Here is a 24597-nt window from a genome sequence, read left to right as displayed (position 1 = left end):
TGAAGATGGGAAACCGGGGGCGTGCGACAACCCCGTCATTCGGTGAAGACCTCGTCGCGCTTTTTCGACATCGACGGCAGCAGCGCGATGACGAGGATGGCGACGGCGACCAGCAGCAGGCCGGCCGAGATCGGCCGCTCGATGAAGGTCATGAACGAGCCGCGCGAGATGATCAGCGCCTGGCGCAGCTTCTCTTCCATCAGCTTGCCGAGCACGAAGCCGAGCAGCATCGGGGCCGGCTCGAAGCCGAGCTTGATCAGGAGATAGCCGAACAGGCCGAACAGCGCGGTGAAGGCGACGTCGACCGGCTGGTTGTTCACCGAGTAGATGCCGATCGAGCAGAAGATCAGGATCGCCGGGAACATCAGGCGGTAGGGCACCTGCAGCAGCTTCACCCAGACGCCGACCAGCGGCAGGTTGATGATCAGCAGCATCAGGTTGCCGATCCACATCGAGGCGATCATGCCCCAGAACAGGTCGGGGTTCTTGGTCATGACCTGCGGGCCGGGGATGATGCCGTGGATCGTCATCGCGCCGACCATCAGCGCCATCACCGCATTCGGCGGGATGCCGAGGGTGAGCAGCGGGATGAAGGCGGTCTGCGCGCCGGCGTTGTTGGCCGATTCCGGACCCGCCACGCCCTCGATCGCGCCCCTGCCGAAGCGCGAGGGGTCTTTGGCGAGTTTCTTCTCGATCGTATAGCTGGCGAAGGGGCCGAGCACGGCGCCGTTGCCGGGCAGGATGCCGAGCGTGCCGCCGATGAAGGTGCCGCGCAGGCACGGCGCTATGGACTGCTTGATGTCCTCCCAACTCGGCAGCAGGCGGCCGATCTTGGTACGAACGACGTCGCGCGTCTCCGGGTTCTCCAGATTGCGCAGCACCTCGGCGAAGCCGAACACGCCCATCGCCAGCACGGCGAAGTCGATGCCGTCGGAGAGGGGCGGGAAGCCGAAGGTCATGCGCTCCTGGCCGGTCTCCAGGTCGGTGCCGACGGTTGAGAGCAGGAGGCCGAGCATGATCATGCAGAAGGCCTTGAGGATCGAGCCACGCGCTAGCACGACGGCAAAGCACAGGCCCATCACCATCAGCGAGAAGTACTCGGCTGGACCAAACAGCAGCGCCAGCTTGGTCAGCGGCGCGCCGAGCGCCGCGATGATCAGGGTCGCGAAGCAGCCGGCGACGAACGAGCCGATCGCGGCGGTGCCGAGCGCCACGCCGGCGCGGCCCTGCTTGGCCATCTGGTGGCCGTCGAGCGTGGTGACGACCGCGGTCGCCTCGCCGGGGATGTTGACCAGGATCGCGGTGGTCGAGCCGCCATATTGGGCGCCGTAATAGATGCCCGCCAGCATGATCAGCGCGCCGACCGGATCGAGCCCGAAGGTGATCGGCAACAGCATCGCGATGGTGGCGATCGGGCCGACGCCGGGGAGCACGCCGATCAGCGTGCCGACGAGGCAGCCGACGAAGCAGAGCGCGATGTTCTTCAGCGTCAATGCGACGCCGAAGCCGAGCGAGAGATTCGCGAACATCTCGGTCATGGCTCAGATTCCCAGCAGCCAGGGCGCCAGCGGGATCGGCAGACCCAGCGCGTATTTGAACAGGAGGGCGCAGCCGGTCGTCATCGCAATGGCGAAGATCACCAGCTCCTTGAGCCTGACATCCTCGGCGGCGAGGCCGGAGATGAGCACGACGAGCGGACCGGACACCAGCATGCCGAGCTGCGGCACCTTGAGCGGTCCGATCTCGAAGCCGCGGATCGTCAGGCCGAAGACAACCGCCGCGCCGAGCACGAAGATGACGCCGCGCCAGGACCAGCCGGCGAGTTTGTCGCCATTGTAGCGCAGCGAGTTGAACGCAAGCAGCGCACCGAGCCCGGCACAGATCCAGGCGAAGGCCTTGGGCAGCATGCCCGGGCCGATCTGGCGCAGCGTCCCGGTCGCCAGGTCGCGCGACAGGAACAGCGCCAGTCCGGCCAGCACGATCATGAACAGGCCGGCGGCCAGGTCCTGTGTCGAGCGGATACGCCAACCTCGCGCCGCGTCGATCTTGTTCAGACTCATCAATGTCCTCCGGCTCGGGTGGTTGCTGTGCGTGCGGCAGGCTTCCTGCCGCGCCCGGTTACGCTGAACGGCAGGACGTTGCCGTCGTCGATCAATGTCACGCTCTCGCGCAGAATGGCGAGGAAGTCGTCGCGGGCGGAGAGCTTCTGGTGCGGCCGCCAGGCAACGCCGACGAGGGCCCCCGGCGGCGGCGGGTCGAGCAGCGCGCCGCGCAGGCGCCGCATGGTGACGCCTGGAAAGCTCAGCCGCGAGACCCAGTCAGGCGCCAGCGCCATGCCGAGGCCGGCTGCGACCGCGGACATCATCGCCGGCTTCTCGGTCGCCTCGATGGTGACGTTTGGCACCGCCCCGACGCTCTCGAAATAAGCCATGACGAGGTCGTAGGCGAAGGGGCGGATCCGCTTCGACGGTACGACGAAGGGCTCACCGACCAGGTCCTGCATGGTCAGGAATTCACGCGCCGCGAGCGGGTGGCTCTCGCTCAGCACCACGATCGGCCGCTCGACGCGCAGAATCTCGAAGGCGCAGTCGGTCGGCTTGCGCGGCGGGCGCAGCAGAGCGAGGTCGAGCTTGCCGGCCTCCAGCATCTGCACCAGCGGCGCCGTCATCGCCTCGACGAACTTGATCTCGATGCCGGGATGGCGCGAGCGGAACGTCACCAGCGCTTCCGGCACGAAACTCGACGAGGCCGCGTCGATCGCGCCGACACGCAGGACCTTGCTCGAGGCCAGCGACGCTTCGCGCACCGAGCGCGATGCGCGTTCCATCCGGACGAGGATGGCCTTGGCTTCCTCGAGCATGATCAGGCCGGCGCGCGTGAGCGCGACCTGCCGGGTGGTGCGCGTCAGCAGGCTGACGCCGAGCTCGTCCTCGAGCGCGCTGATCTGGCGTGAAAGGGCTGGTGGTGCGAGGCCGAGCCGCTCGGCCGCCCGGCCGAAGTGCAGCTCTTCCGCCACCGCGATGAAACATCGCAGTTGCCGCAGGTCCATGGTTGTCGCGCTCCCCTCTGGCGTATCGCTTTTTGTGATATCTGCCAGTTGTTTCGGTTATGCCCTTTAGCGCTATCCGCCGGTTTTGCGACCCTAGAGCAATTCATAATTTATTGGCAACAAAGCTTGCTGCAACGGGAAGGGTGTCCACAGGGGTGAACGCCGCTCGCATGCTTGAGCCGAGCGCAATGAATTGATTTTACAGGAGTTTATGGACGCCGGCCGAAGCTGGTCAAGCTGTCGGTAGGTTCGCCCGCCGCCTGCTCCATAACCCGGCCACGCGGCCGTCGATCAGGGCAAGCCCGACAAAGATCGCCGCCATGCCGGCGAAATGGCGGGGCAGAAGCTCTTCTCCAAGAAGCCCGGAGCCGAGCAGTATGGCGCTGACCGGGATCAGGAAGGTCACCAGCATGACGTTGCTGGGCCCGGCTGTGCGCATGATCCTGAAGAAGAGGATGTAGGCCAGCGCCGTCGAGATCAGGGCGAGGCCGACCGCCGCCAGGATCGCCTGCTGCGAGGGCACCGGCAGCGTCCACGGCGGATGCAGGAAAAAGACGATCGGGACGATCATCACCGTCGAGGCCGTGAGCTGCCCCGTGGCGGCGACGAGCGGCGGCATGCCGCGGAAGCGCCGTCCGAACAGGCCGGAAAAGGCATAGGACACCGCGGCGAGGACGCAGGCGAGCTGCGCCGCCAGGTTGGAGCCGAGGCCTCCGAGTGCATCGGGACCCATCAGGATGCCGACGCCGACGAGGCCAGCCAGGACGCCGCCGAGCTTCAGCCCGGTCGCCTTCTCATAGGCGAAGCAGTGCATCACCAGCACCGAGAAGATCGGCGTGGTTGCGTTCAGGATCGAGGCGAGGCCGCTGGCGATCTGCTGCTGACCCCAGAGAAACAGGCTGAACGGGATCAGGTTGTTGAGGATGCCCATGCCGAAGAAGGCAAGCCAGACGCTGCGGCCGACCGCCATCGAGTGCCCGGTGATCCGCACCACCAGCAGCAGCGCCAGCGCCGCGAGCCCGACGCGGACCTGCACGACGGCGAAGGGCGGCCATTCCGCCACGGTGATCTTGTTGAAGAAGAACGAACCGCCCCACAGGATCGAGAGGGCGACGAGCAGGAGCCATTCGGTCGGGCCCATGCGGAGCGAGGGAGCAGAGGTTGGCTGTGTCATGGCGCAATCTGTCCTCGCAGGGCCGGTCATCCTGCGTCAGTAGGTGGCCGGGCAGGACCCGGCCACCCGATTTCCGCCAGAGCGTTATGCCGGCTCCGCATCGCGCGCCGCCCACATCGCCTTGAAGGCGGGGCGCTGGTGCAGCTTGTCGAGCCAGGCCTTGACGTTCGGCGCGGCATCGAAGAGCTGCGTTGCCGGCTTGGCGTAGCGGATGACCTCGCCGACATTGATGTCGGCGACGGTGAAGCGCCCGCCCATGACATAGCCGCCGCCGTCCGCCAGGGCCTTGTCGAGCACGGCGAATGGCGCGGCCAGCGCCTCGAGCGCCTTGCTGACGATGGCCGGATCACGCTTCTCCGGCGGATAGGCGGCGAGATGGTAGGTCAGGTTGAGCGCGTTCGTCTCGCATTCGGTCGCGGCCCAGAGCGCCCACATCGCGGCGAGCCCCTCCTCCTGGACGTCCTTCGGCGCGACCGGCCCACCATGCTTGCGGGCGAGGTAGAGGTTGATCGCCAGCGATTCGTGCATGACGAAGCCGTCATCGTCGATCGACGGGATATGACCGTTCGGATTGACCTCGAGAAATTCGGCGCTGCGGGTATGAACGGGGGCATCGGCCGCCTTCGGATCGGGCAGGCGATAGGCCTGGATCACCGGCACATGCTTGAAGGTGATGCCTAGCTCGTTGGCGAGCCAGACATTGCGCGTCGCGCGCGAGCGATAGCAGCCATAGATGGTCAGGGACATGTGCAGGATTCCGGCAGACGGGGATGAGCTCCGAATCCGGGGACCCGAAGAAGAAAATTCTACGAAGCTCAGCCGAGCTGACGCAAGGTCTCGCGCGCGATGATCAGGCGCTGGATCTCGGAGGTCCCTTCGTAGATCCGGGTGATGCGGGCGTCGCGCGCATAGCGCTCGACCGGGAAATCGCGGCAATAGCCGGCCCCGCCATGGATCTGGATCGCCGTATCGGTGCAGCGATGTGCCGCCTCCGAGGCGAAGAGCTTGGCCATCGAGGCCTCCTTGGCGAAGGGCTCGCCGCGATCCTTCTTCGCGGCGGCATCGAGGATCAGGAGGCGCGCCGCGTGCAGGTCGAGCTCGCGGTCGGCGATCATCCACTGCAGGCCCTGGAAGTCGGAGATCGCCTGCCCGAACTGCTTGCGCTCGCGGGCATAGGACTTGGCGGCGTCCATCGCGGCGCGAGCGATGCCGAGCGAGACCGAGGCGACGCCGATGCGCCCGCCGGCGAGCTCGCCGACGGCGACGCGGAAGCCGTCGTTCTCCTTGCCCATCAGGTTGGCGGCGGGGATGCGCGCGGCGTCGAAATGGATGGTGTTGGTCGCCGAGCCGGTCTGGCCCATCTTCTTTTCGGCCTTGCCGATGCTGACGCCGGGCGTATCGGCCGGCACCAGGAAGACCGAGATGCCCTTGCCCTTCGGCGCCTCGGGATTGGTCACGCCCCAGACGACGAAGAGCCCGGCATATTCGCCGGAGGTGATGTAGATCTTCTGGCCATCGAGGACGTAGCTATCGCCGTCGCGCCGGGCGCGCAGCTTCATGCCGGCGGGGTCGGAGCCCGCCCCTGACTCGGTGAGGCAGAAGGCCCCGGCCGGATAGGTGCCATCAGCCAGCTTCGGCAGATAGGTCGATTTCTGCGCCTCGTTGCCGACGGCCTGGATGACTTCGCCGACCATGTTGGTCACCGACGTCGTGACCGCAGTCGAGGCGCAGGCGGCGGCGAGTTCCTCCAGCGCCAGGGCGAAGGAAACGGTGCCGGCCTCGGTTCCGCCGAACAGGCCCTTGACGTTGAGCGCCATGAAGCCGTTTTCGGCGAGCAGCTTGAGGTTGGCAAGGAACTCGGCTCGGCCTTCGCCGCGGTCGAGCTGCTCGGCCAATGGCGCCAGCCGGTCCGCCGCGAGCTTGCGCGCGCTCTCGCGGATGAGTTCTTCTTCTTCGCTGAGCGCGAACTGCATGCGGATGCTCACCGATCGGGGGCAGGGGCGCGAAGTCTAGAGCGAGCTGCGCCGTGCGCCAATGCGCGGCTCCGCTTTCCCCGGCGTGCGCATTGAGGCGCTGTCCGCGCAGTTGACGCTCAGCTTGCCAGCACCCGTTGCGGCGGGAAGGTGACCTCGACCAGCGTGCCTTCCTTCTTGACGCTGGTGATGGAGAGCGCCGCGCGGTTGGCTTCGACCAGCGCCTTGGTCAGGGGCAGGCCGAGGCCGGTCCCACCCGATCTGCGCGTCGTCGGCACCTGCCGGAACGGCTCCAGCGCCAATTTGATCTCGTCATCGTCCATGCCGATGCCGGTGTCGCGGACCCGCAGGATCGCCTCGCCCTGGTCGCCGAGCGCGGTCGAGACGATCACCTGTCCGCCGGCATCTGTGAACTTCACCGCATTGGAGAGCAGGTTGATCACGATCTGGCGCAGCGAACGCTCGTCGGCGACCACCGGCGGCAGCTTCGGCGCGAGACCGGAGCGCAGCACGACGCGGCCGCGCTGGGCTTCCGGCTGCAGCAGATTGACGGCCGAGAGCGCGATCTCGTTCAGGTTGACGCTGACGAAGTCGAGGTCGAGCTTGCCGGCCTCGATCTTGGCGAGGTCGAGCAGGTCGTTGACCAGGCTGATGACGTAGCCGCCCGACAGGTGGATGTCGCGCAGATACTCCTTGTAGCGCTCGTTCTCGATCGGGCCGAAGCGCTCCTCCGCCATCACCTCGGCGAAGCCGATGATGGCGTTGAGCGGCGTGCGGATCTCGTGGCTGATCTTGGCCAGCACGTCCGATTTCTGCGCGCTCGCCTTCTCGGCGCTCTTGCGCGCTTCGACAAGCTCGCCCTCGGTCTTCTTCCAGGCGGTGATGTCGCGCAGGACCGCGCAGAACTTGCTGTCCGGCCCTTCGGCGATGCGGCCCATGGTCATGAACAGCGGGATGCGCCCGCCCTGGCGCACGCGGCCGATGACCTCGCGGCCATCATTCATCAGCGAGGCGACGCCACCGCCGATCAGCCCATCGAGATAGTCGAGGGCGGGGGAATGACTCTCCGGCGCGAAGAGCAAGGTGAAGAGCTCGCCGGCGACCTCGCGCTGGTCATAGCCGAACAGCGCCTCGGCGCTCTTGTTGAGCGACAGGATGCGCCCGCGCCCGTCGACGGTGACGACGCCATCCGTCGCGGTGTCGAGCATTGCAGACAGCTCGGATACGCGAGCGTCGTTGGCCTGTCCCTCCAGCCGCAGCTGCTCGACGCGGGACGTGGCCTCTTCTTCCTCCGCCGCGAACTCGGCCGCGAGCTCCTGCTCTTCCGCCTCCTCGGGCGTCAGCATCCTGAGGTCGCCGCCCGGCACGCTGTTGCGGAAGGCCATCAGCGTCGCAGGCTCGCCCTGCCAGCTCACGCTCGAGAGCCGGCCGTCGACGCTGATCAGCCCGCCCTTGCGGTCGACCAGGATCATCGCGCCGTCGCTGCTGCGGCTCACGCCCCTGATCAGCGTGCTGATGCCGCCCGCCGCCGAGAGATCGTCGAGATCGGCATAATCCAGCAGGTCGAGCAGGGTGCGGTTGGCGTAGAGTGCCGTCTCGTCGCGATTGACCAGCACGGCGATCGGGAGTCGGTCCAGAATCTCCGCATGGGCGTTGGCGACGCGGGGGCGCCCTTCCGGAGCCGAGGGCTGCACCGGCGCAGCAGTCGAGGGAATCGCGGCAGACGATTCGTCCTTGGCGTCGTTCGCCTCCTTCTCTCGCACGCGCAGTTGCGCCGCGACCGGCAGACGAGGGCCGCCTGGCTCGTCTTCTTCGCCGGCGATGCGGGCGCCGAGCGCCTTGGCGATCTCGCGGAAGGCATTGCGTTCGGCCGAGGAGAGCAGGGTCTTGGACGGCTCAAGCACTGGGCGAACGGCGGCCAGATGGCCATTGCGCAGCGGCACGACATTGGCCGGCGGCGCTTCGGCAGCCGGCGGCGGTTCGCTGGCCTTGGCGGCCTCGCCTCCGTCTTCGGCTTGCTCTGTCGTGGCATCGTCATCCGACGCTTCGGGCTCGGCCGGCGCGTCTTGCGCTTCCACGGTTTCGTCCGGCTCGGAGGACGCCTCGGCGGGCGCGTCCGGATCAGTCGGCACGCCGTCGATCTCGTCGTCGCCGGCCTCTGCCCGGGCCGGCTCGATCGGCGCCGCCTCGGCGGTTTCGATCGAAGGAACGGCGGGCGTGGGGGCTTCCGCGATGGCTGCGATCGGCGGTTCTGCCGCCGGGATATCAGCCTCCGGAACTAAGGAAGCGACGTTCGCTTCAGGTGTTTCCCGCCGCGGAAAAGTCTCGTTGGCGGGCGAGCGGGTGAGGCCGAAGCCGCGAAAGCCGGCGGGATTGCGCTCACTATCGAACAGCGGGAAGCCGGACAGCTCGACGCGTGCGCCTTCGTCTGGGGAAACGCGCCAGAGCACGGCCCGGCCGCTCCAGGTCGAGGAGGTCGCGAGGCGTGTCGCCAGGTCGCCCTCGAGATCGACGACGTCGCTGGCGAGCAGCGCGGACCAGTTGCGTCCCTGCGTCGCGCTCGCGACCTTCTGGCCGACCAGCGCCGCGAAGTCCTGCGACAGGCTGACCAGCGTCCCGTCGAGGTCGCTTTCCCACAGGAAGCGTAGATTGGCGCGGCGCGGCTGCTCGGGTGATTCGCCGGTGGTGCCTGCCATGACAGGCGCCGCCGAGGGCGCGGCAGGAGAGGGGGCAGCGACCGCCGCCGACTCGCCCTTGGGCACGGTGATGCCGAGGCGGCGCAATTCGGAGGCGGTGACGCCGATCGCCAGCGCCAGGCCGGAGTCGGTCTCGATGCGCTTGCAGCCGCAGGTCACGAGCCCTGCGAGAGAGGCGCCGAGCCGCAATCGTTCCAGCCTCAGCGCCGTCGGTGAGGCGAGCCCGCCGGCAAGCAGCCGTAAACGCTCGCGCGTTGCCGCGGGAAGCTTGGCGGCTCCGCCGAACGCGTCGAGCAGGGCCCGGCCGCCGGCGTTGGCGAAGGCCGGGGCGTCGCCGTCGGCTGGCCAGAGCAGCAGCGCGCCGTCACGGGCAAAGCCCGCGAGCGCGGGATCCAGCGCCAGGGCGCCGGTGAGGCCGTTCCAATCCTGTCCGGATTCGCTCATCCTGCTCCGCTCTGCTGCTGGCGACTCCAGCCCGCGCGAATATGCCTAACAAATCTTTAATAACTGCGCGAGCGGGGTGAATCCATGCGGGAACCCGGCCTCTCCCCTGACGTTTCAAAACAACGTTAATATGCCCCCGCCGCCGTCTCGGTGGCGGCATTGTCATTGCACTGCAATAATGATATTGCAGTGCACAATAGGAGCGCGGCGCCGGAGACGGCGCGGACGCTTGGCTCGGTCGCAGGAGGACCTACCATGGACGGCAAGCTTCCCTACGAAGTTCCCACCGAGATGCGCGATTTCGCCGAAAAGAGCGTCGATCAGGCGCGCAAGGCCTTCGACGGCTTCATCGGCGCCGCCCAGAAGGCGGTCGACAGCGCCCATGGCTCGGCCGAGTCGGCCCGCGTCAACGTGCAGGACATGACCAAGAAGGCGATGTCCTATGCCGAAAACAACATCGCGGCCGCCTTCGACCTCGCCGACAAGCTGGTCAAGTCCAAGGACATGAACGAGGTGCTCCAGCACCAGTCCGAATTCCTGAAGGCGCAGGTCGCCGCGCTGCAGGCGCAGCTCAAGGAAGTCGGCGCGAGCGTGCAGGATGCGGCCAAGAAGACGGCCGAGACCGCCGCCAAGGCGACCAAGCTGAAGTGAGGCCTTGAGCGCCGCGAGCGCGGAGCAGGCTTTCACGACCAAGCGGCCGGGCCGGTGCGTGACTCTTTGTTGGGGCGAGACTCGCCCTGCCGGAGTTTGCTCGTGCCCGGCTCCGTCTATCGCGCAGGCATGTCCTGCCGAAACCGTGAAGGAGAGATCCGATGGCTAAGCAGACGATCCCCGGCAAGGCGCCGGTCAGCCTCGCGCCGGTCAAGGCGCTGAGCGAGCCGAAGCCGGTTGCGCCGGCCGTGCAGGCTGCGCCCGTCAAGGCTCCGGAGGTCAGGCCGCTGGAATCCAAGCCGGTGGAAATCAAGCCTGCGGCCGAGGTGAAGCCCGTTGCCGATCCGGTCGCGGTTGCGCCCGCTCCCAAGGTCGAATCGAAGTCCGCTGCCGCTGCTCCCAAGCCCGCTGCTCCCAAGCCTGCTGCTATCAAGCCCGCCGTCCCGCAGGCTGTCCCGCAGCCGGTGGTGAAGCCCGCCCCGGTCGTTGCCGCCGCGCCCGCAGCGAAGCCTGTCGCGAAGCCTGCTGCCGAGCCCACCAAGCGTGTCGCCCCGCAGAAGACCAAGATTGCGAGGCCTTCCGCCAAGGTCGCTTCTCCGGCCCTCAAGCCCGCGCCTGCCAAGGTCGCTGCCGAGCCGGTCAAGACGCAGCCCACTCCCGCCAAGGTCGAACCCGCTGCTGTAAAGCCGGTGGCTCCCGTTGCGGCCAAGGTCACCGAAGCCGTTCAGCCAGCCAAGCCCGTTGCGGCGCCTGTGGCGAGCGCCCCCGTTGTCACCAAGCCGGTCGAGGCGCGGAAGCCGGCTCCCATCGCCGCTTTCTCGGCGGCTGTCTGGATCGAGCCGGCCCTGGCACTCACGCGCGCCTTCGGCGTCGTCCAGGCCAAGGTTCTCGACCATGCCTGCGCCGAGCTCAAGGCGACGCTGGGCGAGGTCGAGACCTTGGCGCGCACGCAGAGCACTGCAGACGCTGTCGCGCTCCAGACCAAGGCCTTCCGCCGCAGCTACGAATCCTTCGCCGCCCATCTCGGCGATCTCGCCGCAACGGCGCGCCAGGAACTGCCCCGCCGCTGATTTTGAAGGCCGGCGCGGTTTTCCACGCCCGGCCCTGTATTTGCCGTTGCATTCGGCGAGGCGTGGCACTAGGTTCCGCGCCGTCGCCGGATCGGTTCCAAGGTCGCGACTTCGGCGCGAGCCGTGCAGCCATAGCTCAGTTGGTTAGAGCGCTAGATTGTGGATCTAGAGGTCCCCCGTTCAAGCCGGGGTGGCTGTACCATCGCGATATCCCCGGATTATCGTTCTGAATAGGACCGGCGCAGTTCCGACCCGGTTGCGTCCTGGTGTGGCCAGCCGGACGCTCGATTGCCATGCCCTCGCTCATGGCTTCCGCTATCCTCCACAAAACATTCGGCGTGGGCCCGGTGCAGTTGGGCTTTGCTCCATCTATCGCGAATACAACCTATAGTAGATTATTGTACTGGATAATATCCAGGCAGAGCGCAAAAACTCTCGGCGCGAGCCTTGGCCCCGTTCCGCGTAATGCTTTGCTAACGATCTTCATTAAACGTCATTGACGTTGCGGCATTAACTTCGCGGTCAAGGGGCGGCCTGAATGAATCTTTTCAAAAAGAGCGGGACACAAGCGACCGCCGAGGCGTTGTCGATTCGACGTTGGCAGGCCGTCATCGAATTTGATCTCGACGGCAAGATCATCGAGGCAAACGATCTGTTCCTGCAGGCTGTCGGTTACCAGCGCTCCGAGATCATCGGGCAGCATCACTCCATGTTCGTGCCGCCCGAGGAGAGGGCTACGGAAGCCTATCGCAGCTTCTGGCAGGATCTGAGCGGGGGCAAGGCGTTCCAGGCGCAGTTCGCGCGCGTTGCCAAGAGCGGCAAGCGGGTCTGGCTTCAGGCGACCTACACGCCGATCTGCGGAACCGACGGCAAGCGGCCGTTCAAGGTGATCAAGTACGCCAACGACATCACCGGCATCAAGGAAGCGGTGTCGAATGCTGAAGGTCAGCTCGCGGCGATCAGGAAGGCGCAGGCGGTCATCGAGTTCGACTTGACGGGCAAGGTTCTCGACGCCAACGAGAACTTCCTGCGGGCGCTGGGCTATACGATCGGTGAAGTCAAGGGACAGCACCATTCGATGTTCGTGCAGCCGCTCGAGCGCGACACCGAGGCTTACGCCCGGTTCTGGCAAAAGCTCGCATGCGGCGAATACGACGAGAACCAGTATCTGCGGATCGGCAAGGGCGGCCGCAAGGTCTGGATCCAGGCGAGCTACAACCCGATCCTCGATTCGCTGGGTAAGCCCTACAAGGTCGTCAAATACGCCACCGACATCACGGCCAGCAAGCTCGCCACCGCGGCGCTCGAGGCAGCGGTGGAGCAGACGCGCTCCGTCATCGTGGCCACGCAGGCGAAGGATTTGACGCAGCGCGTGCCGCTGGATGGCAAGTCCGGAGAGATCGGTGAACTCTGCAACGGCATCAACGAGCTTCTGGATACGTTCTCGAACGTGATTCAGACCGTCACCGGAATTTCCGAGCGCATCTCCGTCGGATCGCGTCGCATTGGTTCGGACAGCAAGGATCTTGCCCAGCGCACGGAAGAACAGGCCGCATCCCTCGAAGAGACCGCCGCGACCACGGAGGAGCTCGCGGCTTCCGTGAAGCAGAGCTTCGAGCGCGCGCGCGAGGCGGCTGAACTCGGGGCCGTGGCCAATGGCGTCGCCAACCGAGGCGGAGCCATCGTGGGCGATGCGGTGATCGCGATGGAGCGGATCGAGAAGGCGTCCGGCGATATCGGCGAGATCATCCGCGTCATCGACGACATCGCGTTCCAGACAAATCTGCTCGCCTTGAATGCGGCCGTCGAGGCGGCGAGGGCGGGGGATGCCGGCAAGGGCTTCGCAGTCGTCGCATCGGAGGTGCGCACGCTGGCGCAGCGCTCCAGCGATGCGGCCAACGACATCAAGAAGCTGATCACCAATTCCACTGCCGAGGTTGCAGGAGGCGTCAGGCTCGTCCAGCAGGCTGGGTCGGCGCTGGGCGAGATCGTCACCTCCTCGACCAGCGTCTCTGCCGCGCTGGACGAGATCAAGAGCGCCTCGCGCGAGCAGGCGAACGGGATCGAGGAAGTGGCGAAGGTTGTCGCCCATATGGACGAGATGACCCAGCGCAATTCGTCGATGGCCGATCAGAGTGCGAGCGTCGCAGCAGAGCTGCAATTGGCAACCGACTCGCTGCAGGGGCTCGTGGGCGGCTTCCGCGTCGCCGGCGTAGCGACGAAAGGCGATCGCACGGTCGAAGGCGTGGCTCAGTTGCGGCAAGCGGCCGCCCAGATGGCGCGCCCGGCTTCCGCCCCGGTGTCCCGTCAGGCAGGTTCAAGTCAACGCCGGGTCGCCAATGGCTCTGCGGCGGGCTGGGAAGAGTTCTAAGCCGGCGACTGCATCGCGCGGCAGATCGTCGAGGCAACCGACTTCTGACCGTGTCGGGCTCACAGGGCGCGCTGGCGACAGTGCGCCCTGGTCCGGTCATGCCGCTCCCGGGCATTTGCACATGCTGCCCCGCAGCCTCTAGCTTGCGGCCGGATCGCGCGGCGTTGCGCGCTCTAGCCTCGGGAGCCGCCCATGCCCAGCAAGATCGATCTTCTCAATCCCGCTTCGCTCTCTCCGCCGACCGGCTATTCGCACCTCGCGATCGTCGAGGCCGGCAAGCAGGTGCATGTCTCCGGCCAGGTCGCTTACGACCCGATGGGCAAGGTGGTCGGGGAGGGTGATATCGCCGCCCAGGCCGAGCAGGTCTACGCCAACCTCGCCGCCGCCCTGGCCGCCGCCGGCACCGACTTCACGAAAGTGTTCAAGCTGGTGACCTACGTCGTCGGGCTCAGCACCGAGAAGGCGGTCGCCGTACGCAAGGTGCGGATGAGGTATCTCGGCGATGGTCCCTATCCGGCGAGCACCATGGTCGGCGTCACCGCGCTCGTCGATCCGCGCCTGCTGATCGAGATCGAGGCGATCGCGGCGCTGGATTGAGGCGTCGTCCGCAGGGCTTGCGGCGGCACGCGCCGCTCGCCATATCTCAGTCACGCGGTTGGGTTCGCCTTTCGCGTGCGGGGTGCTGCGCAAGCGGGCTCCGATAGTTCCAGAGGCGCCTTTTCAAGGGCTTCGTGATGACGCGTCCGCCTAGCCTGTCGCATCCCTTCCTGCTCGGCTTCGACGATATCGAGCGGGCACTCGACCGTGTCGCCAAAGGCGCCGGCGATGGCTATCCGCCCTATAATATCGAGCGCATGCCGCGCACGGAGGATGAGCCCGACAAGCTCAGGATCACGCTCGCCGTGGCCGGGTTCTCGCGCGACCAGCTCGAGATCACGCTGGAGGAAAACCAGCTGACCATCCGCGGCCGGCAGGTCGACGACAAGACGCGGCATTTCCTGCATCGCGGCATCGCCGCGCGGCAGTTCCAGCGCTCCTTCCTGCTCGCCGACGGCATGCAGGTCCTGGGGGCTGATCTCTCGAACGGGCTGCTCGCCATCGATCTGGCCCGTCCGGAACCGGAACGGCTCGTCAGGCGTATCGATATCATGAGCCGCGACTAGGCCCCTGAGGGCTACAGAAGGTCTTTACGAGAAAGGCATGCGGTTTGCCTTCCGTTCATGATCAAGGATGCACAATCAAACCGCCTCGCACTGCTCTGAAGGAGGGCGCGATGACTGAGACCAGAAACAACCCTCTGACCACGGCCGAATTCGCCGCTCTCGGCAACGGCCAGGTCGCCTATCTCAAGCCGATCATGTCGGATGAGCTGGCCCGCATCTTTCCGCAGGCACCGGATATCGAACCCGGCCTGCAGCTCTTCGCGCTGCTTGCAGCCGATGGCGCGCCGATCCTGGTGACCGATTCCCGCGAGGCCGCGACGGCCAACGCTTGGGAGCACGATCTCCGGATGGTCAGCCTGCACTGACCCGAAACGTCTATGCCGTCGTGGGCGCGATGCCCTCGACGGCGGCGACGAGGCGCGCGATGTCCTCCGGCGTCGACAGGCGATGGTCGCCGTCCTTGACAAGGGTCAGCACGACCGGATCGTGCGGCAGGTGCTCGACCAGCTTGAGCGCCTGGCCATAGGGCACGTCGGGATCCTTCATTCCCTGCAGGATATGGATGGAGCAGCCGGTTTCGAGCGGGTGCCCGAAGAGGAGATGGTTCCGTCCGTCCTCGATCAGCGCCCGCGTGATCGGCATCGGTTCGGGAGAATACTCCGAAGGCCGCTGCCAGACGCCGTCCCTGATGATCGTCTCGCGGATCGCCTCCGGCATCTGCGCCCACATCAGCTCCTCGGTGAAGTCGACCGCCGGCGCGATCAGGACGAGGCCGGCGGGCTGCAGGTCCGGGGTGGTGTTGCGCAGTTTCAGCGTCGTCAGCAGCGCGACCCAGCCGCCCATGGACGAGCCGACCAGGACGGCAGGACCTTGCGTATGGGCGGCGAGGACAGCCTGCGCATCTTCGATCCAGTGCGACATCGTCCACCGCGCGAACTCGCCGCCCGATTCGCCATGGCCGGCATAGTCGAAGCGGATGAAGGCGCGCCCGGTGCGCTCGGCCCAAGCGGCCAGCGCCTCGGCCTTGGTCGCGCGCATGTCCGAACGCAAGCCGCCGAGCCAGACCACCGGCGGGCCCTTGCCGGCTTGCGTCAGCACTGCGATCTCCCGGCGTTCCGCGCCGGAGCCGACGCTCAGAAATTGCGGCTGGGGCCTCGTCACTTTAATCTCTCCTGTGATGAACCGGGCGAAAGCAGGTATAACCCTGCTGCAATCCCGCCCGATTTTGTGATCATCACGACCCCGATAGCATCGGCGAGTCGCCAAGCAGAAGGCCCTTTCGAATAGTGAGCATCTCCCTGCGTTCCGGCGCGCACCTCTCCCTGCCGTCGACCGAGACGCATCCGCTGGCCGGGCGCACCGTGCTGCAGATCATCCCGGAGCTGGAAGCCGGCGGCGCCGAGCGCACTGCGGTCGACATCGCCGCTGGGCTGACTGAGGTCGGCGCGCGGGCGCTGGTCGCGACGGAGGGTGGGCGGCTCGTCGCCGAGTTGCAGGCCAAGGGCGGTATCTGGCTGCCATTTCCGGCGGCGGCCAAGAACCCCGTCTCGATGCTGCTCAACGTGCGGACCTTCGCCCTGCTCTGCAAGCGTGAGCGGGTCGAGCTCGTCCACGCCCGCTCGCGGGCGCCGGCCTGGGTCGCGCTGGCGGCGACGCGGGCGCTGAAGCTGCCCTTCGTCACCACCTATCACGGCTCCTACAATGCCCGCTCGGTGGTGAAGAACCTGTATAATTCGGTGATGGCGCGCAGCGACGTCGTCATCGCCAACTCCGGCTACACCGCCGACCTGATCCGCGCCCGCCACCCCTTCGCCCGCGACCGCATCCGCGTCGTCCATCGCGGTACCGATTTCTCCGCCTTCGCGCCGTCGGCGGTGAGCCCGGAGCGGATCAGCGCCCTGCGCAGCGCCTGGGGCGTCGAGCCGCATCAGCGCATCGTGCTGCTGCCTGGCCGGCTCACCGGCTGGAAAGGCCAGAAGGTGCTGATCGAGGCGGCGCGCCAATTGCGTGATGCCGGCGATGAGGACACCGCCTTCATTCTCGCCGGCGACGCTCAAGGCCGCGATGGCTATGTCCGCGAGCTCGACGACGCCATTGCCAGGGCAGGGCTTGAGGGCCGGGTCCGCCGCGTCGGCCATTGCGCGGACATGCCGGCCGCCTTCCTGGCGGCGGCCGTGGTGGCGGTCCCCTCGACGGAGCCGGAAGCCTTCGGCCGTGTCGCAGTAGAGGCGCAGGCCATGGGCACGCCGGTCGTCGTCTCCAACCTCGGCGCCGTGCCGGAGACGGTGCTGGCCCCGCCCCAGGTCGCGCCGCAGGAACGATCCGGCTGGCATGTCCCACCCGATGATGCGGCGGCGCTCGCGCAAGCCCTGCGCGAGGCGCTGGCGCTGCGCCCCTCCGCCCGCGATGCGCTGGCGCGCCGCGCCCGGCTGCATGTCGAGCGCCACTTCTCATTGGCCTCGATGGTCAATGACACACTCGATGTCTATTGCGCCCTGCTCGGGCGCTGAAACCGCCTGATCCATTGACAACGCTTCGCGTTGTGCAATGTGTCTCACCAACGGCGCGATGCGCGCCATTCACAGGAGAATACAGCCATTCGTCGTCCATTCCGTGCCGCACCAGCCCCCGTCAAGGACGGTCCTCGCGCCAACCGCGACATCCGTGGCGTCCGCGACGTCCAGCTCATCGACGATACCGGCGCCAATCGTGGCGTGGTCTCGTTCTTCGAGGCGCTCAAGATTGCCGAGGACGCCGGTCTCGATCTGGTCGAGATCGCCCCCAATTCTGTGCCTCCGGTCTGCAAGATCCTCGACTACGGCCGCTTCCGCTTTCTCGAGCAGAAGAAGGCGTCCGAGGCGCGCAAGAAGCAGCGCACCATCGAGATCAAGGAAATCAAGCTTCGCCCCGGCATCGACAAGCACGACTACGACGTGAAGATGAAGGCGATGCACGGCTTCTTCGAGGAGGGCGACAAGGTCAAGGTCACCCTGCGCTTCCGCGGCCGCGAGATGGCGCACCAGGACCTCGGCGTGAAGGTGCTGGAGCGCGTCAAGGTCGATACCGTCGACGTCGCCAAGGTCGAGAGCGACTGGCAGCTCGAAGGCCGCCAGATGGTCATGGTGCTCGCGCCTCGATAAGGCGCGGGCGTCACGAAGACGTGAAAAAGGGCGCACTGCCGGTGCGCCCTTTTTCGTTCAGCCCAGCAGGCGTTTCAACTTGCGGACCGCGCTGTCCGGCGTTGTCAGCACCGGCTTGCCCGTCATCTCCGCCACCGCCGATGCGGCCCGTGCCAGGCTGAACTGCGCCAGAGCGATCGCGTCGCACCCCGCCAGATCGCTAGCCGCCAACGCCGCCAGCCGGTCGTGCTCGGCCCCGTCGCCGCGATCGAGCGCGGCGAGCGCGCCCTCCGCCAGCTTCGGCGTGACAGTCAGCGATCCCGGAAATTCCGGCGGCATCGACTGCAGCGTCGGTTCGAAGCTGGCGAGCAGGCCGATCCGGCCACCGATCGCCATGGCTTCCTCGATCATCGCCTCGTTCGGCTTCAGCACGGGCAGGGGAGCCAGTGCGCGCTGCACCGCCTCGATGCAGGGGCCGAAGGCCGAGCAGGTGAAGAGGATGCCGTCGGCGCCGGTCGCCCGCGCATAGCTGGCGAGGCTGAGGAAGCGCCCGGTCATCGCCTCGGTGATCCGCCCGTCGCGGGAGAGATCGGCCGAGAGGCTGTCGTCGAGCAGGTTCATCAGCGTGACTTCTGGCCACAGCCGCGCGAACGCCGCCTCGATCGGAGGCGGCGAATGGCGCAGCGCATGGATCAGCGCGATCCGCATCAGCGAATGGGATGCGGGTATTGCAGCCCGCCCTTGGAGGCGAGGTCGTTCAGCCCCCGCTTCAACTGCAGCTTCGAGCCCCCACCGACATTGCGCTCGAAGCTCTCGCCGTAATTGCCGATGTGCTTGATGACGCGATAGGCCCAGTCATTGCTCAGGCCGAGGCCCTCGCCGAACTTGCCTTCGACGCCGAGCAGCCGCTTGATCTCGGGATTGCCCGATTTCAGCTGCTCGTCGACATTGGCCTTGGTCACGCCGAGCTCCTCGGCGTTGAGCATGGCGTAGTGCACCCATTTCACCAGCGCGACCCAGCTCTCGTCGCCGCGCTTCACCGCCGGGCCGAGCGGCTCGCGCGAGATCAGCGTCGGCAGGATGACGAAATCGTCGGGCTTGGAGAATTTCAGGCGCTCGGCGGCGAGGCCCGAGGTGTCGGTGGTGAAGGCGTCGCAGCGCCCGGCCTCCAGCGCCTTCACGCCCTCCTCGTTGGTGGCGAAGCCGATGATCTCGTATTTGAGTTTGTTGGCGCGGAAGAAGTCGGCGAGGTTGAGCTCGGTCGTCGTTCCCTGCGTCACGCAGATCGAGGCGCCTTCCAGCCCCTTCGCCTCGGTGACTCCGAGCGACTTGCGGACCATGAAGCCCTGGCCGTCGAAATAGTTGATGATCGGCCAGGACATGCCGGCCGAGGTGTCGCGCGACATCGTGTAGGTCGCGTTGCGGGCGAGCATGTCGACTTCGCCGGACTGGACCACGACGAAGCGCATCTGCGGCGTTGTCGGCACGAACTTGACCTTGTTCGGGTCGTTGAAGATCGCGGCAGCGACGGCGCGGCAGAGATCGATGTCGAGCCCGTCCCAGCGCCCGTCCGGCCCTTGGATGCCGAAGCCGGGCAGGGCGATGTGGTTGCCGCAGATCAGTTCGCCGCGCGCCTTGACGCGGTCGAGCGTGCTGGTCTGGGCGCTGGCAGCGCCGGTGAAGCCGAGCGCGGCGAGCCCGGCAAAAGCCAAATGTTTCAGTCGTTTCATGATCGTTCCCCTGTTGTGGAAGCACCGGGCTCTTCTCGGCCCGGATCCTGGTTGAGCCTTTAGGCCGGTCGGGCCGAGGCCAAACTCGCATCGAGCGCGTCGCCCAGCCGCTCGACGATGGTGTCGACGGTCGCCGCGTCGATGATGAAGGGCGGCGCCAGCAGGACATGGTCGCCGGCGGTGCCGTCGGCCGTGCCGCCCATCGGGTAGATCAGCAGCCCGCGCTCCTGTGCCGCCTGCTTGATCCTGGCGTTGAGTTTGAGCGCCGGGTCGAAGGGCGTCTTGGTCGAGCGGTCGGCGACGATCTCGACGCCCCAGAAATGGCCGCGCCCCCGGATGTCGCCGACATGGTGGTGATTGCCGAAGCGCTCGCGCAGGCGCTGCTCCAGCCGCGCTCCTTGCCTGCGGACATTGGCGAGCAGGTCGTCGCGCTCGATCACCTGCTGCACCGCGAGCGCGGTGGCGCAGGCGAGGGGATGGCCCACATAGGTCTGGCTGTGCGGGAAGACGCCCGAGCCCTGCCGGACCGTCTCGACGATCCGCTTCGAGGCCAGCATCGCGCCGATCGGCGCATAGCCCCCGCCGAGGCCCTTGGCGATCGCCATCAAGTCGGGCGCGATGCCTTCCTGCTCGCAGGCATGCAGCGTGCCGGTGCGGCCCATGCCGCTCATGACTTCGTCGAGGATCAGCAGCACGCCATGGCGGTCGCAGATCTCGCGGATACGCCTGAAATAGCCAGGCGCGGCCGGCACTGCGCCGAGCGTCGCGCCGACCACCGTCTCGGCGACGAAGGCGCAGACCGTCTCAGGTCCGAGCTCCAGGATCTTGGCCTCGAGCTCGTCGGCGACGCGTAGCCCATACTCGTCGCTGGTCTCGTCGGGCCGGCGGCCGCGATACTCATAGCAGGGCGAGATATGGTGCCCCTGCATCAGCATCTGCTCGAACGGCGCGCGGTCCTTCATCCGCCCGCCGACCGAAAGCGCGCCGAGCGTGATGCCGTGATAGCTCTGCCGGCGCGAGATGAAGTTGACGCGACGCGTCTCACCCTTCTCGACGAAATAATGCCGGGCCAGCTTCAGGCAGGCCTCGATCGCCTCCGAGCCCGAGCTGCAGAAATAGACTGAACCCATTCCGGCAGGCGCCCGCGCGATCAGATGGTCGGCGAGCTCTTCGGCCGCGTCGGTGGTGAAGAAGCTGGTATGGGCGTAGGCGAGCTTGTCGATCTGCGCATGCATCGCCGCCAGCACGTCGGGATGGCCATGGCCGAGACAGGACACGGCGGCGCCGCCCGAAGCGTCGATATGCTCGCGCCCGTCGCGGTCGCGCAGCACCATGCCCTCGCCGCCGGCCGCGGTCGGATAGGTCTTGCTCAGCATGCGATGCAGGATGTGGCTCATCGATGGCCTCGCCTGGTGGATCGGGGAGTGAGGAAGGTGCCGGCCGCGTCGAGCGCGGCTTCGTGGCGGGCAATCGCGTCGAGCGCGGCCTTGCCCTTGCGCGCCGTCATCAGCGCCGCCAGGCATTCGACTGCGGCGAAGGCCGGCGTCATCGTGTGGAAGAAGGAGGGCGTCTCGGTCCGCACCAGCAGTGCCACATCGGCGATGGCGGCGAGCGGAGAGAGAGCGCTGTCGGTCAGCGCTATAACCTTTGCGCCGCGTTCCCGCGCTATCTCCGCAGCCTGCACGGTCTGGCGCGTATAGGGCGCGACCGAGACGGCGAAGAGCGCATCGCCCGGCCCGATCCGTCGCAGCGCGTCGATGCCGCGCCCGCCCGCGCCGTCGGCCAGCACCGAGCTCGCCCCGATCAGATCGCGGATGTAGTCGAGCATGAAGGCGGCCGGAAAGGCCGAGCGCAGGCCGAAGCAGAACACCGTCTGCGCCTCGCTCAAGAGGTCGGCCGCCTGCTCGAAACGGGCGAGCGCCTGTGGTTCGCGCAATGCTTTCAGATGCTCTGCCAGCGCCGCGAACATGTCCTGTGCAATCGCGCTCGGACCCTCGTCGCCATGGCGCTGCATCAATTCGCCGGCGCGGCCGGCAAAGCCCTCCGGCCGCCGCCGCAAGGCTGCCGCATGGACGGCGCGCAACTCGTCATAGCCCTTGAGGCCGAAGCGCTGCGCCAGCCGGGTGAGCGTGGCCGGCGACAGACCGGCGCGCTTGGCCTGCTCGCGCGTCGTCAGCAGCGCGACATCGGCCGGATGGTCCAGCACCCAGCGTGCCGCCGCCTGCAATTGCTGCGGCAGCTGTTCGAAGCTCTCGGTGAGGCTTGCCGTCAGGCCAGGTTTGTCCATGCGCCGGAGCTTAGCAGGGGGGTGCGCTGGATGAAACAGATTATTTGATATGACCTGGATGAAACAATCGTTTCATGCCATATGGCGCCACTCGCGACCGCCGAGTTCGGCTCAGCTCCGAGCGAGGAGCCCGTCGAGCATCAGGTTGAAGGCATCGATCGCCTTGCGCGAGATCGCTTCCGGTTCGGGGGCGTTCGCGATCCACTGCGCCGCATATTGCGTCGCCCCCGCGATCAATCTCGCGGCTGCCTCGGGATCGATAGGGGCAATGACGCCGGTCTCGGCCAGCTTCGTCAGGCTTTCCGTCATGGAGCGGATACACTCGCTCAGCGTCGGCCAGTCCCAGGGATCGCCGAGGACGGCTGGGCCGTCGCGCAGCATGATGCGCTGGATTTCGGGATCGAGGGCCAGCTCGATATAGGCGGTGCATTCGTCGCGGAAGCCCGTCCAGGGGTCGCCGGCCTTCGCCGAGACCGCCTGCATATGGGCGTTCATCTCGGCATCGATCTCGGTGATCACCGCGACCAGCAGGCCCTTCTTGTCGCCGAAATGATGATAGAGCGCGCCGCGCGTCAGCCCGGCCGAGGCGGTGAGATCGTCCATTGAGGTCTGCGCATAGCCGACCGTGCCGAAGGCGGCGCGCGCCGCGGCGATCAGCTTGGTCCGCGTCTCGACGATCATCTGGCTGCGCGGCTTGCGCATCGTCCATGTTCCTTTCGCATACGGTGCGTATGTGAATTGACATACGGTGCGTATGTAATTACTCATGTCACATACGCAACGTATGTCAATTACGCTTTGATGTGACGGAGACGTCCATGCCTAATCCCTATCGCGAAATTTTCCGGGCTCCCGGCTCGATCGGATTTTCAGCTGCCGGCTTCATCGCCCGCATGCCATTTTCGATGGTGACGATCGGCATCGTCACCATGCTCTCCCAGGCGCGTGGGCAATACTGGCTCGCCGGTGGCGTCGCCGCGACCTTCGCTCTCGCCAATGCGCTGATCGCGCCGCAGATCTCGCGCCTGGTCGACCGTCACGGCCAGAGCAAGGTGCTGATCCCTGCCACACTCGCGACCGTCGTCGCGCTGACCGGACTGATGCTGGCGACGCGCCTGGAGGCGCCGAACTGGGTGCTCTTCCTGTTTGCCGGCCTCGCCGGATTGACGCCCAGCATGATGGCGATGGTGCGCGCCCGCTGGACCGAGATCTATCGAGACACGCCCCATTTGCGCACTGCCTTCGCTTTCGAGTCGGTGGTGGACGAGGTCATCTTCATGCTCGGCCCGGTGATCGCGATCGGCCTCAGCGTGGTCTGGTTCCCGGAGGCCGGGCCGCTCGCGGCGACGATCCTGCTCGCCGTCGGCATGGCTCTGTTCGTGGCGCAGCGCGCCACCGAACCGCCGGTGCATGCCCATGACGCCGGTGGCCGCGGCTCCGCCATCCGGCTGGTGCCGGTGCAGATCATCGCGCTGCTGATGGTCGCGCTCGGCGTCGTCTTCGGCACGGCCGAGGTTACCGCGGTCGCCTTCGCCGAGGCGCAGGGCAACAAGGCAGCGGCGAGCCTCGCGCTCGCGGCCTATGCCGCCGGCTCTTTCATCACCGGCCTCGTCTTCGGCGCGCTGCGCCTGCGTATGTCGCTCGCCATGCAATTGCTGCTCGCGATCGGGCTTGCCGCGGCGACGACGCTGCCGCTGCTGATCGTCTCGTCGCTCTGGATGCTGGGCATCGTGCTGTTCATCGCCGGCGCCTCGATCTCGCCGACCGTCATCGTCGCGATGGCGCTGGTCGAGCGGCATGTGCCGGCCGCGAAGCTCACCGAGGGGATCACCTGGGTGATGACCGGCATGGGCATCGGCATGGCGGCGGGCTCGGCCGCCTCCGGCTGGCTGATCGACGTCTATGGCGCGAGCGCCGGCTTCTACGTGTCGGTCGCCGGCGGGTTCTCGGCGCTGGCGATCGTCACGATCGGGTTCTGCCTGATCGCCGAGCCGCGGCGCGAGCCTGAGCCGGCCCTTGCCTGATTGGATAAGGAAGGCCGCGCTTGCAAGGGCGCGGCTTTTCTGTCATAGGCGCCACCTTCGATCGCCCGGCTGATAAGGGCTGCCGTGGCGGTCGTTCTTTGCTTCCCAAAGCAAAATTGAAGCGGCGCATTGTTCGCGCTCGCGACCTATGAGGAGCTGAAATGCCCAAGATGAAGACTAAATCGGCCGCCAAGAAGCGGTTCAAGGTCACCGGAACCGGCAAGGTGCTCTACGCCCAGGCCGGCAAGCGTCACGGGATGATCAAGCGGACCAACAAGCAGCTCCGCAATCACCGTGGGACGAACGTTCTTTTCGAAGGCGATGCGGCCAACGTGAAGAAGTACTTCCTCCCCAACGGCTGACGTCCCCTAACTTTTCCGGAGATCAAACATGGCTCGCGTGAAACGGGGCGTTACGTCCCACGCCAAGCACAAGAAGACATTCAAGGCCGCCAAGGGCTTTTACGGCCGCCGCAAGAACACGATCCGCGCTGCCAAGGCGGCCGTCGATCGGTCGATGCAGTACGCCTATCGCGACCGCAAGAACAAGAAGCGCACCTTCCGCGCGCTCTGGATCCAGCGCCTGAACGCTGCGGTGCGCGAGCACGGCCTGACCTATTCGATCTTCATCGGCGGGCTCGCCAAGGCGGGCCTCGAGCTCGACCGCAAGACCCTGTCGGCTCTCGCCATCGATGACGCTGCCGCCTTCGCCGCGGTGGTCGAGACGGTCAAGGGCGCACTGGGCACCGAGGCCCAGGCCGCCTGAGCGGTCTGACCCGATCGGAATGCGAGAGGCCGGCGGAAACGCCGGCCTTTTTCGTTTCCGTTACCTTTCTGGTCATCCCGG

25 protein-coding genes and 1 tRNA gene are annotated in these 24597 nt (G+C 66.7%); 12 read left to right on the top strand and 14 right to left on the bottom strand.

What is annotated here, in order from left to right; genetic code table 11:
- Window positions 1-35 precede the first annotated feature (35 nt).
- The 7 genes from BMZ21_RS08305 to BMZ21_RS08275 all read right to left on the bottom strand — a co-directional run bounded on the left by BMZ21_RS08305 (window position 36) and on the right by BMZ21_RS08275 (window position 9336).
- On the bottom strand, window positions 36-1538 hold the full coding sequence (locus tag BMZ21_RS08305; protein ID WP_091831740.1) for a tripartite tricarboxylate transporter permease: 1503 nt from the start codon (window positions 1536-1538) through the stop codon (window positions 36-38).
- Window positions 1539-1541: 3 nt separating this feature from the next.
- A complete protein-coding gene (locus BMZ21_RS08300; protein ID WP_091831737.1) occupies window positions 1542-2060 on the bottom strand; it encodes a tripartite tricarboxylate transporter TctB family protein in 519 nt (172 codons plus the stop codon).
- Window positions 2060-3049 carry a LysR family transcriptional regulator gene (locus BMZ21_RS08295; protein ID WP_091831735.1) on the bottom strand — a complete coding sequence of 330 codons (990 nt, stop codon included), beginning with the start codon at window positions 3047-3049 and terminating at the stop codon, window positions 2060-2062. Before BMZ21_RS08295 ends, BMZ21_RS08300 begins: the two co-directional genes overlap by 1 nt.
- A gap of 232 nt (window positions 3050-3281) precedes the next feature.
- On the bottom strand, window positions 3282-4223 hold the full coding sequence (locus BMZ21_RS08290) for a DMT family transporter (protein ID WP_244543746.1): 942 nt from the start codon (window positions 4221-4223) through the stop codon (window positions 3282-3284).
- 84 nt (window positions 4224-4307) lie between these two features.
- Entirely contained in the window at window positions 4308-4970 is a 663-nt protein-coding gene (locus tag BMZ21_RS08285; RefSeq protein WP_091831731.1) for a glutathione S-transferase family protein, read from the bottom strand.
- A 68-nt stretch (window positions 4971-5038) separates the two neighbouring features.
- Entirely contained in the window at window positions 5039-6196 is a 1158-nt protein-coding gene (locus BMZ21_RS08280) for an acyl-CoA dehydrogenase family protein (protein ID WP_091831729.1), read from the bottom strand.
- Between the two features lie 119 nt (window positions 6197-6315).
- The gene (locus BMZ21_RS08275; protein ID WP_091831726.1) at window positions 6316-9336 is read right to left on the bottom strand and encodes an ATP-binding protein; all 3021 of its coding nucleotides are present in this window, start codon (window positions 9334-9336) and stop codon (window positions 6316-6318) included.
- A 255-nt stretch (window positions 9337-9591) separates the two neighbouring features.
- On the opposite strand from BMZ21_RS08275, the gene BMZ21_RS08270 reads away from it, so the two are divergent.
- From BMZ21_RS08270 to BMZ21_RS08260, 3 genes are all read left to right on the top strand, one after another.
- Window positions 9592-9987 (top strand): phasin, encoded by a 396-nt coding sequence (locus tag BMZ21_RS08270; RefSeq protein WP_091831724.1) that lies wholly within the window; start codon window positions 9592-9594, stop codon window positions 9985-9987.
- Window positions 9988-10148: 161 nt separating this feature from the next.
- Window positions 10149-11057 (top strand): hypothetical protein, encoded by a 909-nt coding sequence (locus BMZ21_RS30975; protein ID WP_091831722.1) that lies wholly within the window; start codon window positions 10149-10151, stop codon window positions 11055-11057.
- Window positions 11058-11182: 125 nt separating this feature from the next.
- A tRNA-His gene (locus BMZ21_RS08260) sits at window positions 11183-11259 on the top strand.
- Between the two features lie 291 nt (window positions 11260-11550).
- On the opposite strand, the gene BMZ21_RS30780 is transcribed toward BMZ21_RS08260, so the two are convergent.
- Window positions 11551-11760, bottom strand: a complete 210-nt coding sequence (locus BMZ21_RS30780) for a hypothetical protein (RefSeq protein ID WP_244543782.1) — start codon at window positions 11758-11760, stop codon at window positions 11551-11553.
- On the opposite strand from BMZ21_RS30780, the gene BMZ21_RS08255 reads away from it, so the two are divergent.
- From BMZ21_RS08255 to BMZ21_RS08240, 4 genes are all read left to right on the top strand, one after another.
- Window positions 11668-13428 (top strand): methyl-accepting chemotaxis protein, encoded by a 1761-nt coding sequence (locus BMZ21_RS08255; RefSeq protein WP_244543775.1) that lies wholly within the window; start codon window positions 11668-11670, stop codon window positions 13426-13428. The genes BMZ21_RS30780 and BMZ21_RS08255 overlap by 93 nt on opposite strands.
- A gap of 192 nt (window positions 13429-13620) precedes the next feature.
- Complete coding sequence (locus tag BMZ21_RS08250) at window positions 13621-14025, top strand: RidA family protein (RefSeq protein WP_091831718.1); 405 nt, start codon at window positions 13621-13623, stop codon at window positions 14023-14025.
- 137 nt (window positions 14026-14162) lie between these two features.
- Window positions 14163-14591 (top strand): Hsp20 family protein, encoded by a 429-nt coding sequence (locus BMZ21_RS08245; protein ID WP_091831716.1) that lies wholly within the window; start codon window positions 14163-14165, stop codon window positions 14589-14591.
- 110 nt (window positions 14592-14701) lie between these two features.
- Window positions 14702-14956 carry a BQ00720 family protein gene (locus BMZ21_RS08240; RefSeq protein WP_091831714.1) on the top strand — a complete coding sequence of 85 codons (255 nt, stop codon included), beginning with the start codon at window positions 14702-14704 and terminating at the stop codon, window positions 14954-14956.
- Between the two features lie 10 nt (window positions 14957-14966).
- Here BMZ21_RS08240 and BMZ21_RS08235 read toward each other — a convergent pair whose 3' ends face one another.
- The gene (locus BMZ21_RS08235; protein WP_208862235.1) at window positions 14967-15752 is read right to left on the bottom strand and encodes an alpha/beta hydrolase; all 786 of its coding nucleotides are present in this window, start codon (window positions 15750-15752) and stop codon (window positions 14967-14969) included.
- 131 nt (window positions 15753-15883) lie between these two features.
- On the opposite strand from BMZ21_RS08235, the gene BMZ21_RS08230 reads away from it, so the two are divergent.
- Window positions 15884-17101 carry a glycosyltransferase family 4 protein gene (locus tag BMZ21_RS08230; RefSeq protein WP_244543774.1) on the top strand — a complete coding sequence of 406 codons (1218 nt, stop codon included), beginning with the start codon at window positions 15884-15886 and terminating at the stop codon, window positions 17099-17101.
- Window positions 17102-17188: 87 nt separating this feature from the next.
- Window positions 17189-17731, top strand: a complete 543-nt coding sequence (gene infC / locus BMZ21_RS08225) for a translation initiation factor IF-3 (RefSeq protein WP_091832415.1) — start codon at window positions 17189-17191, stop codon at window positions 17729-17731.
- Between the two features lie 57 nt (window positions 17732-17788).
- Here the strand turns inward: infC and BMZ21_RS08220 are convergent, their stop codons facing one another.
- The 5 genes from BMZ21_RS08220 to BMZ21_RS08200 form a co-directional block, all read right to left on the bottom strand.
- On the bottom strand, window positions 17789-18418 hold the full coding sequence (locus BMZ21_RS08220) for an aspartate/glutamate racemase family protein (protein ID WP_091831712.1): 630 nt from the start codon (window positions 18416-18418) through the stop codon (window positions 17789-17791).
- Window positions 18418-19440, bottom strand: a complete 1023-nt coding sequence (locus BMZ21_RS08215; RefSeq protein ID WP_091831710.1) for an amino acid ABC transporter substrate-binding protein — start codon at window positions 19438-19440, stop codon at window positions 18418-18420. Before BMZ21_RS08215 ends, BMZ21_RS08220 begins: the two co-directional genes overlap by 1 nt.
- Window positions 19441-19499: 59 nt before the next feature.
- Window positions 19500-20837: an aspartate aminotransferase family protein gene (locus tag BMZ21_RS08210; protein ID WP_091831708.1), complete on the bottom strand. Its 1338-nt coding sequence runs from the start codon at window positions 20835-20837 to the stop codon at window positions 19500-19502.
- Entirely contained in the window at window positions 20834-21727 is an 894-nt protein-coding gene (locus BMZ21_RS08205) for a MurR/RpiR family transcriptional regulator (protein ID WP_091831706.1), read from the bottom strand. The genes BMZ21_RS08210 and BMZ21_RS08205 overlap by 4 nt, the downstream gene beginning before the upstream one ends.
- 111 nt (window positions 21728-21838) lie before the next feature.
- The gene (locus BMZ21_RS08200) at window positions 21839-22429 is read right to left on the bottom strand and encodes a TetR/AcrR family transcriptional regulator (RefSeq protein ID WP_091831704.1); all 591 of its coding nucleotides are present in this window, start codon (window positions 22427-22429) and stop codon (window positions 21839-21841) included.
- A 116-nt stretch (window positions 22430-22545) separates the two neighbouring features.
- On the opposite strand from BMZ21_RS08200, the gene BMZ21_RS08195 reads away from it, so the two are divergent.
- The 3 genes from BMZ21_RS08195 to rplT all read left to right on the top strand — a co-directional run bounded on the left by BMZ21_RS08195 (window position 22546) and on the right by rplT (window position 24516).
- Window positions 22546-23751, top strand: a complete 1206-nt coding sequence (locus BMZ21_RS08195) for an MFS transporter (RefSeq protein WP_091831702.1) — start codon at window positions 22546-22548, stop codon at window positions 23749-23751.
- 161 nt (window positions 23752-23912) lie between these two features.
- Window positions 23913-24113 (top strand): 50S ribosomal protein L35, encoded by a 201-nt coding sequence (gene rpmI, locus BMZ21_RS08190; RefSeq protein WP_091831700.1) that lies wholly within the window; start codon window positions 23913-23915, stop codon window positions 24111-24113.
- A gap of 28 nt (window positions 24114-24141) precedes the next feature.
- On the top strand, window positions 24142-24516 hold the full coding sequence (gene rplT / locus BMZ21_RS08185) for a 50S ribosomal protein L20 (protein WP_091831697.1): 375 nt from the start codon (window positions 24142-24144) through the stop codon (window positions 24514-24516).
- Window positions 24517-24597 lie beyond the last annotated feature (81 nt).

The organism is Allobosea lupini, from assembly GCF_900109525.1.
Taxonomy (GTDB): Bacteria; Pseudomonadota; Alphaproteobacteria; order Rhizobiales; family Beijerinckiaceae; genus Allobosea; species Allobosea lupini.
The sequence above is the reverse complement of the archived record's forward strand: the minus strand, read 5'-3'. Positions and strand labels throughout refer to the sequence as shown.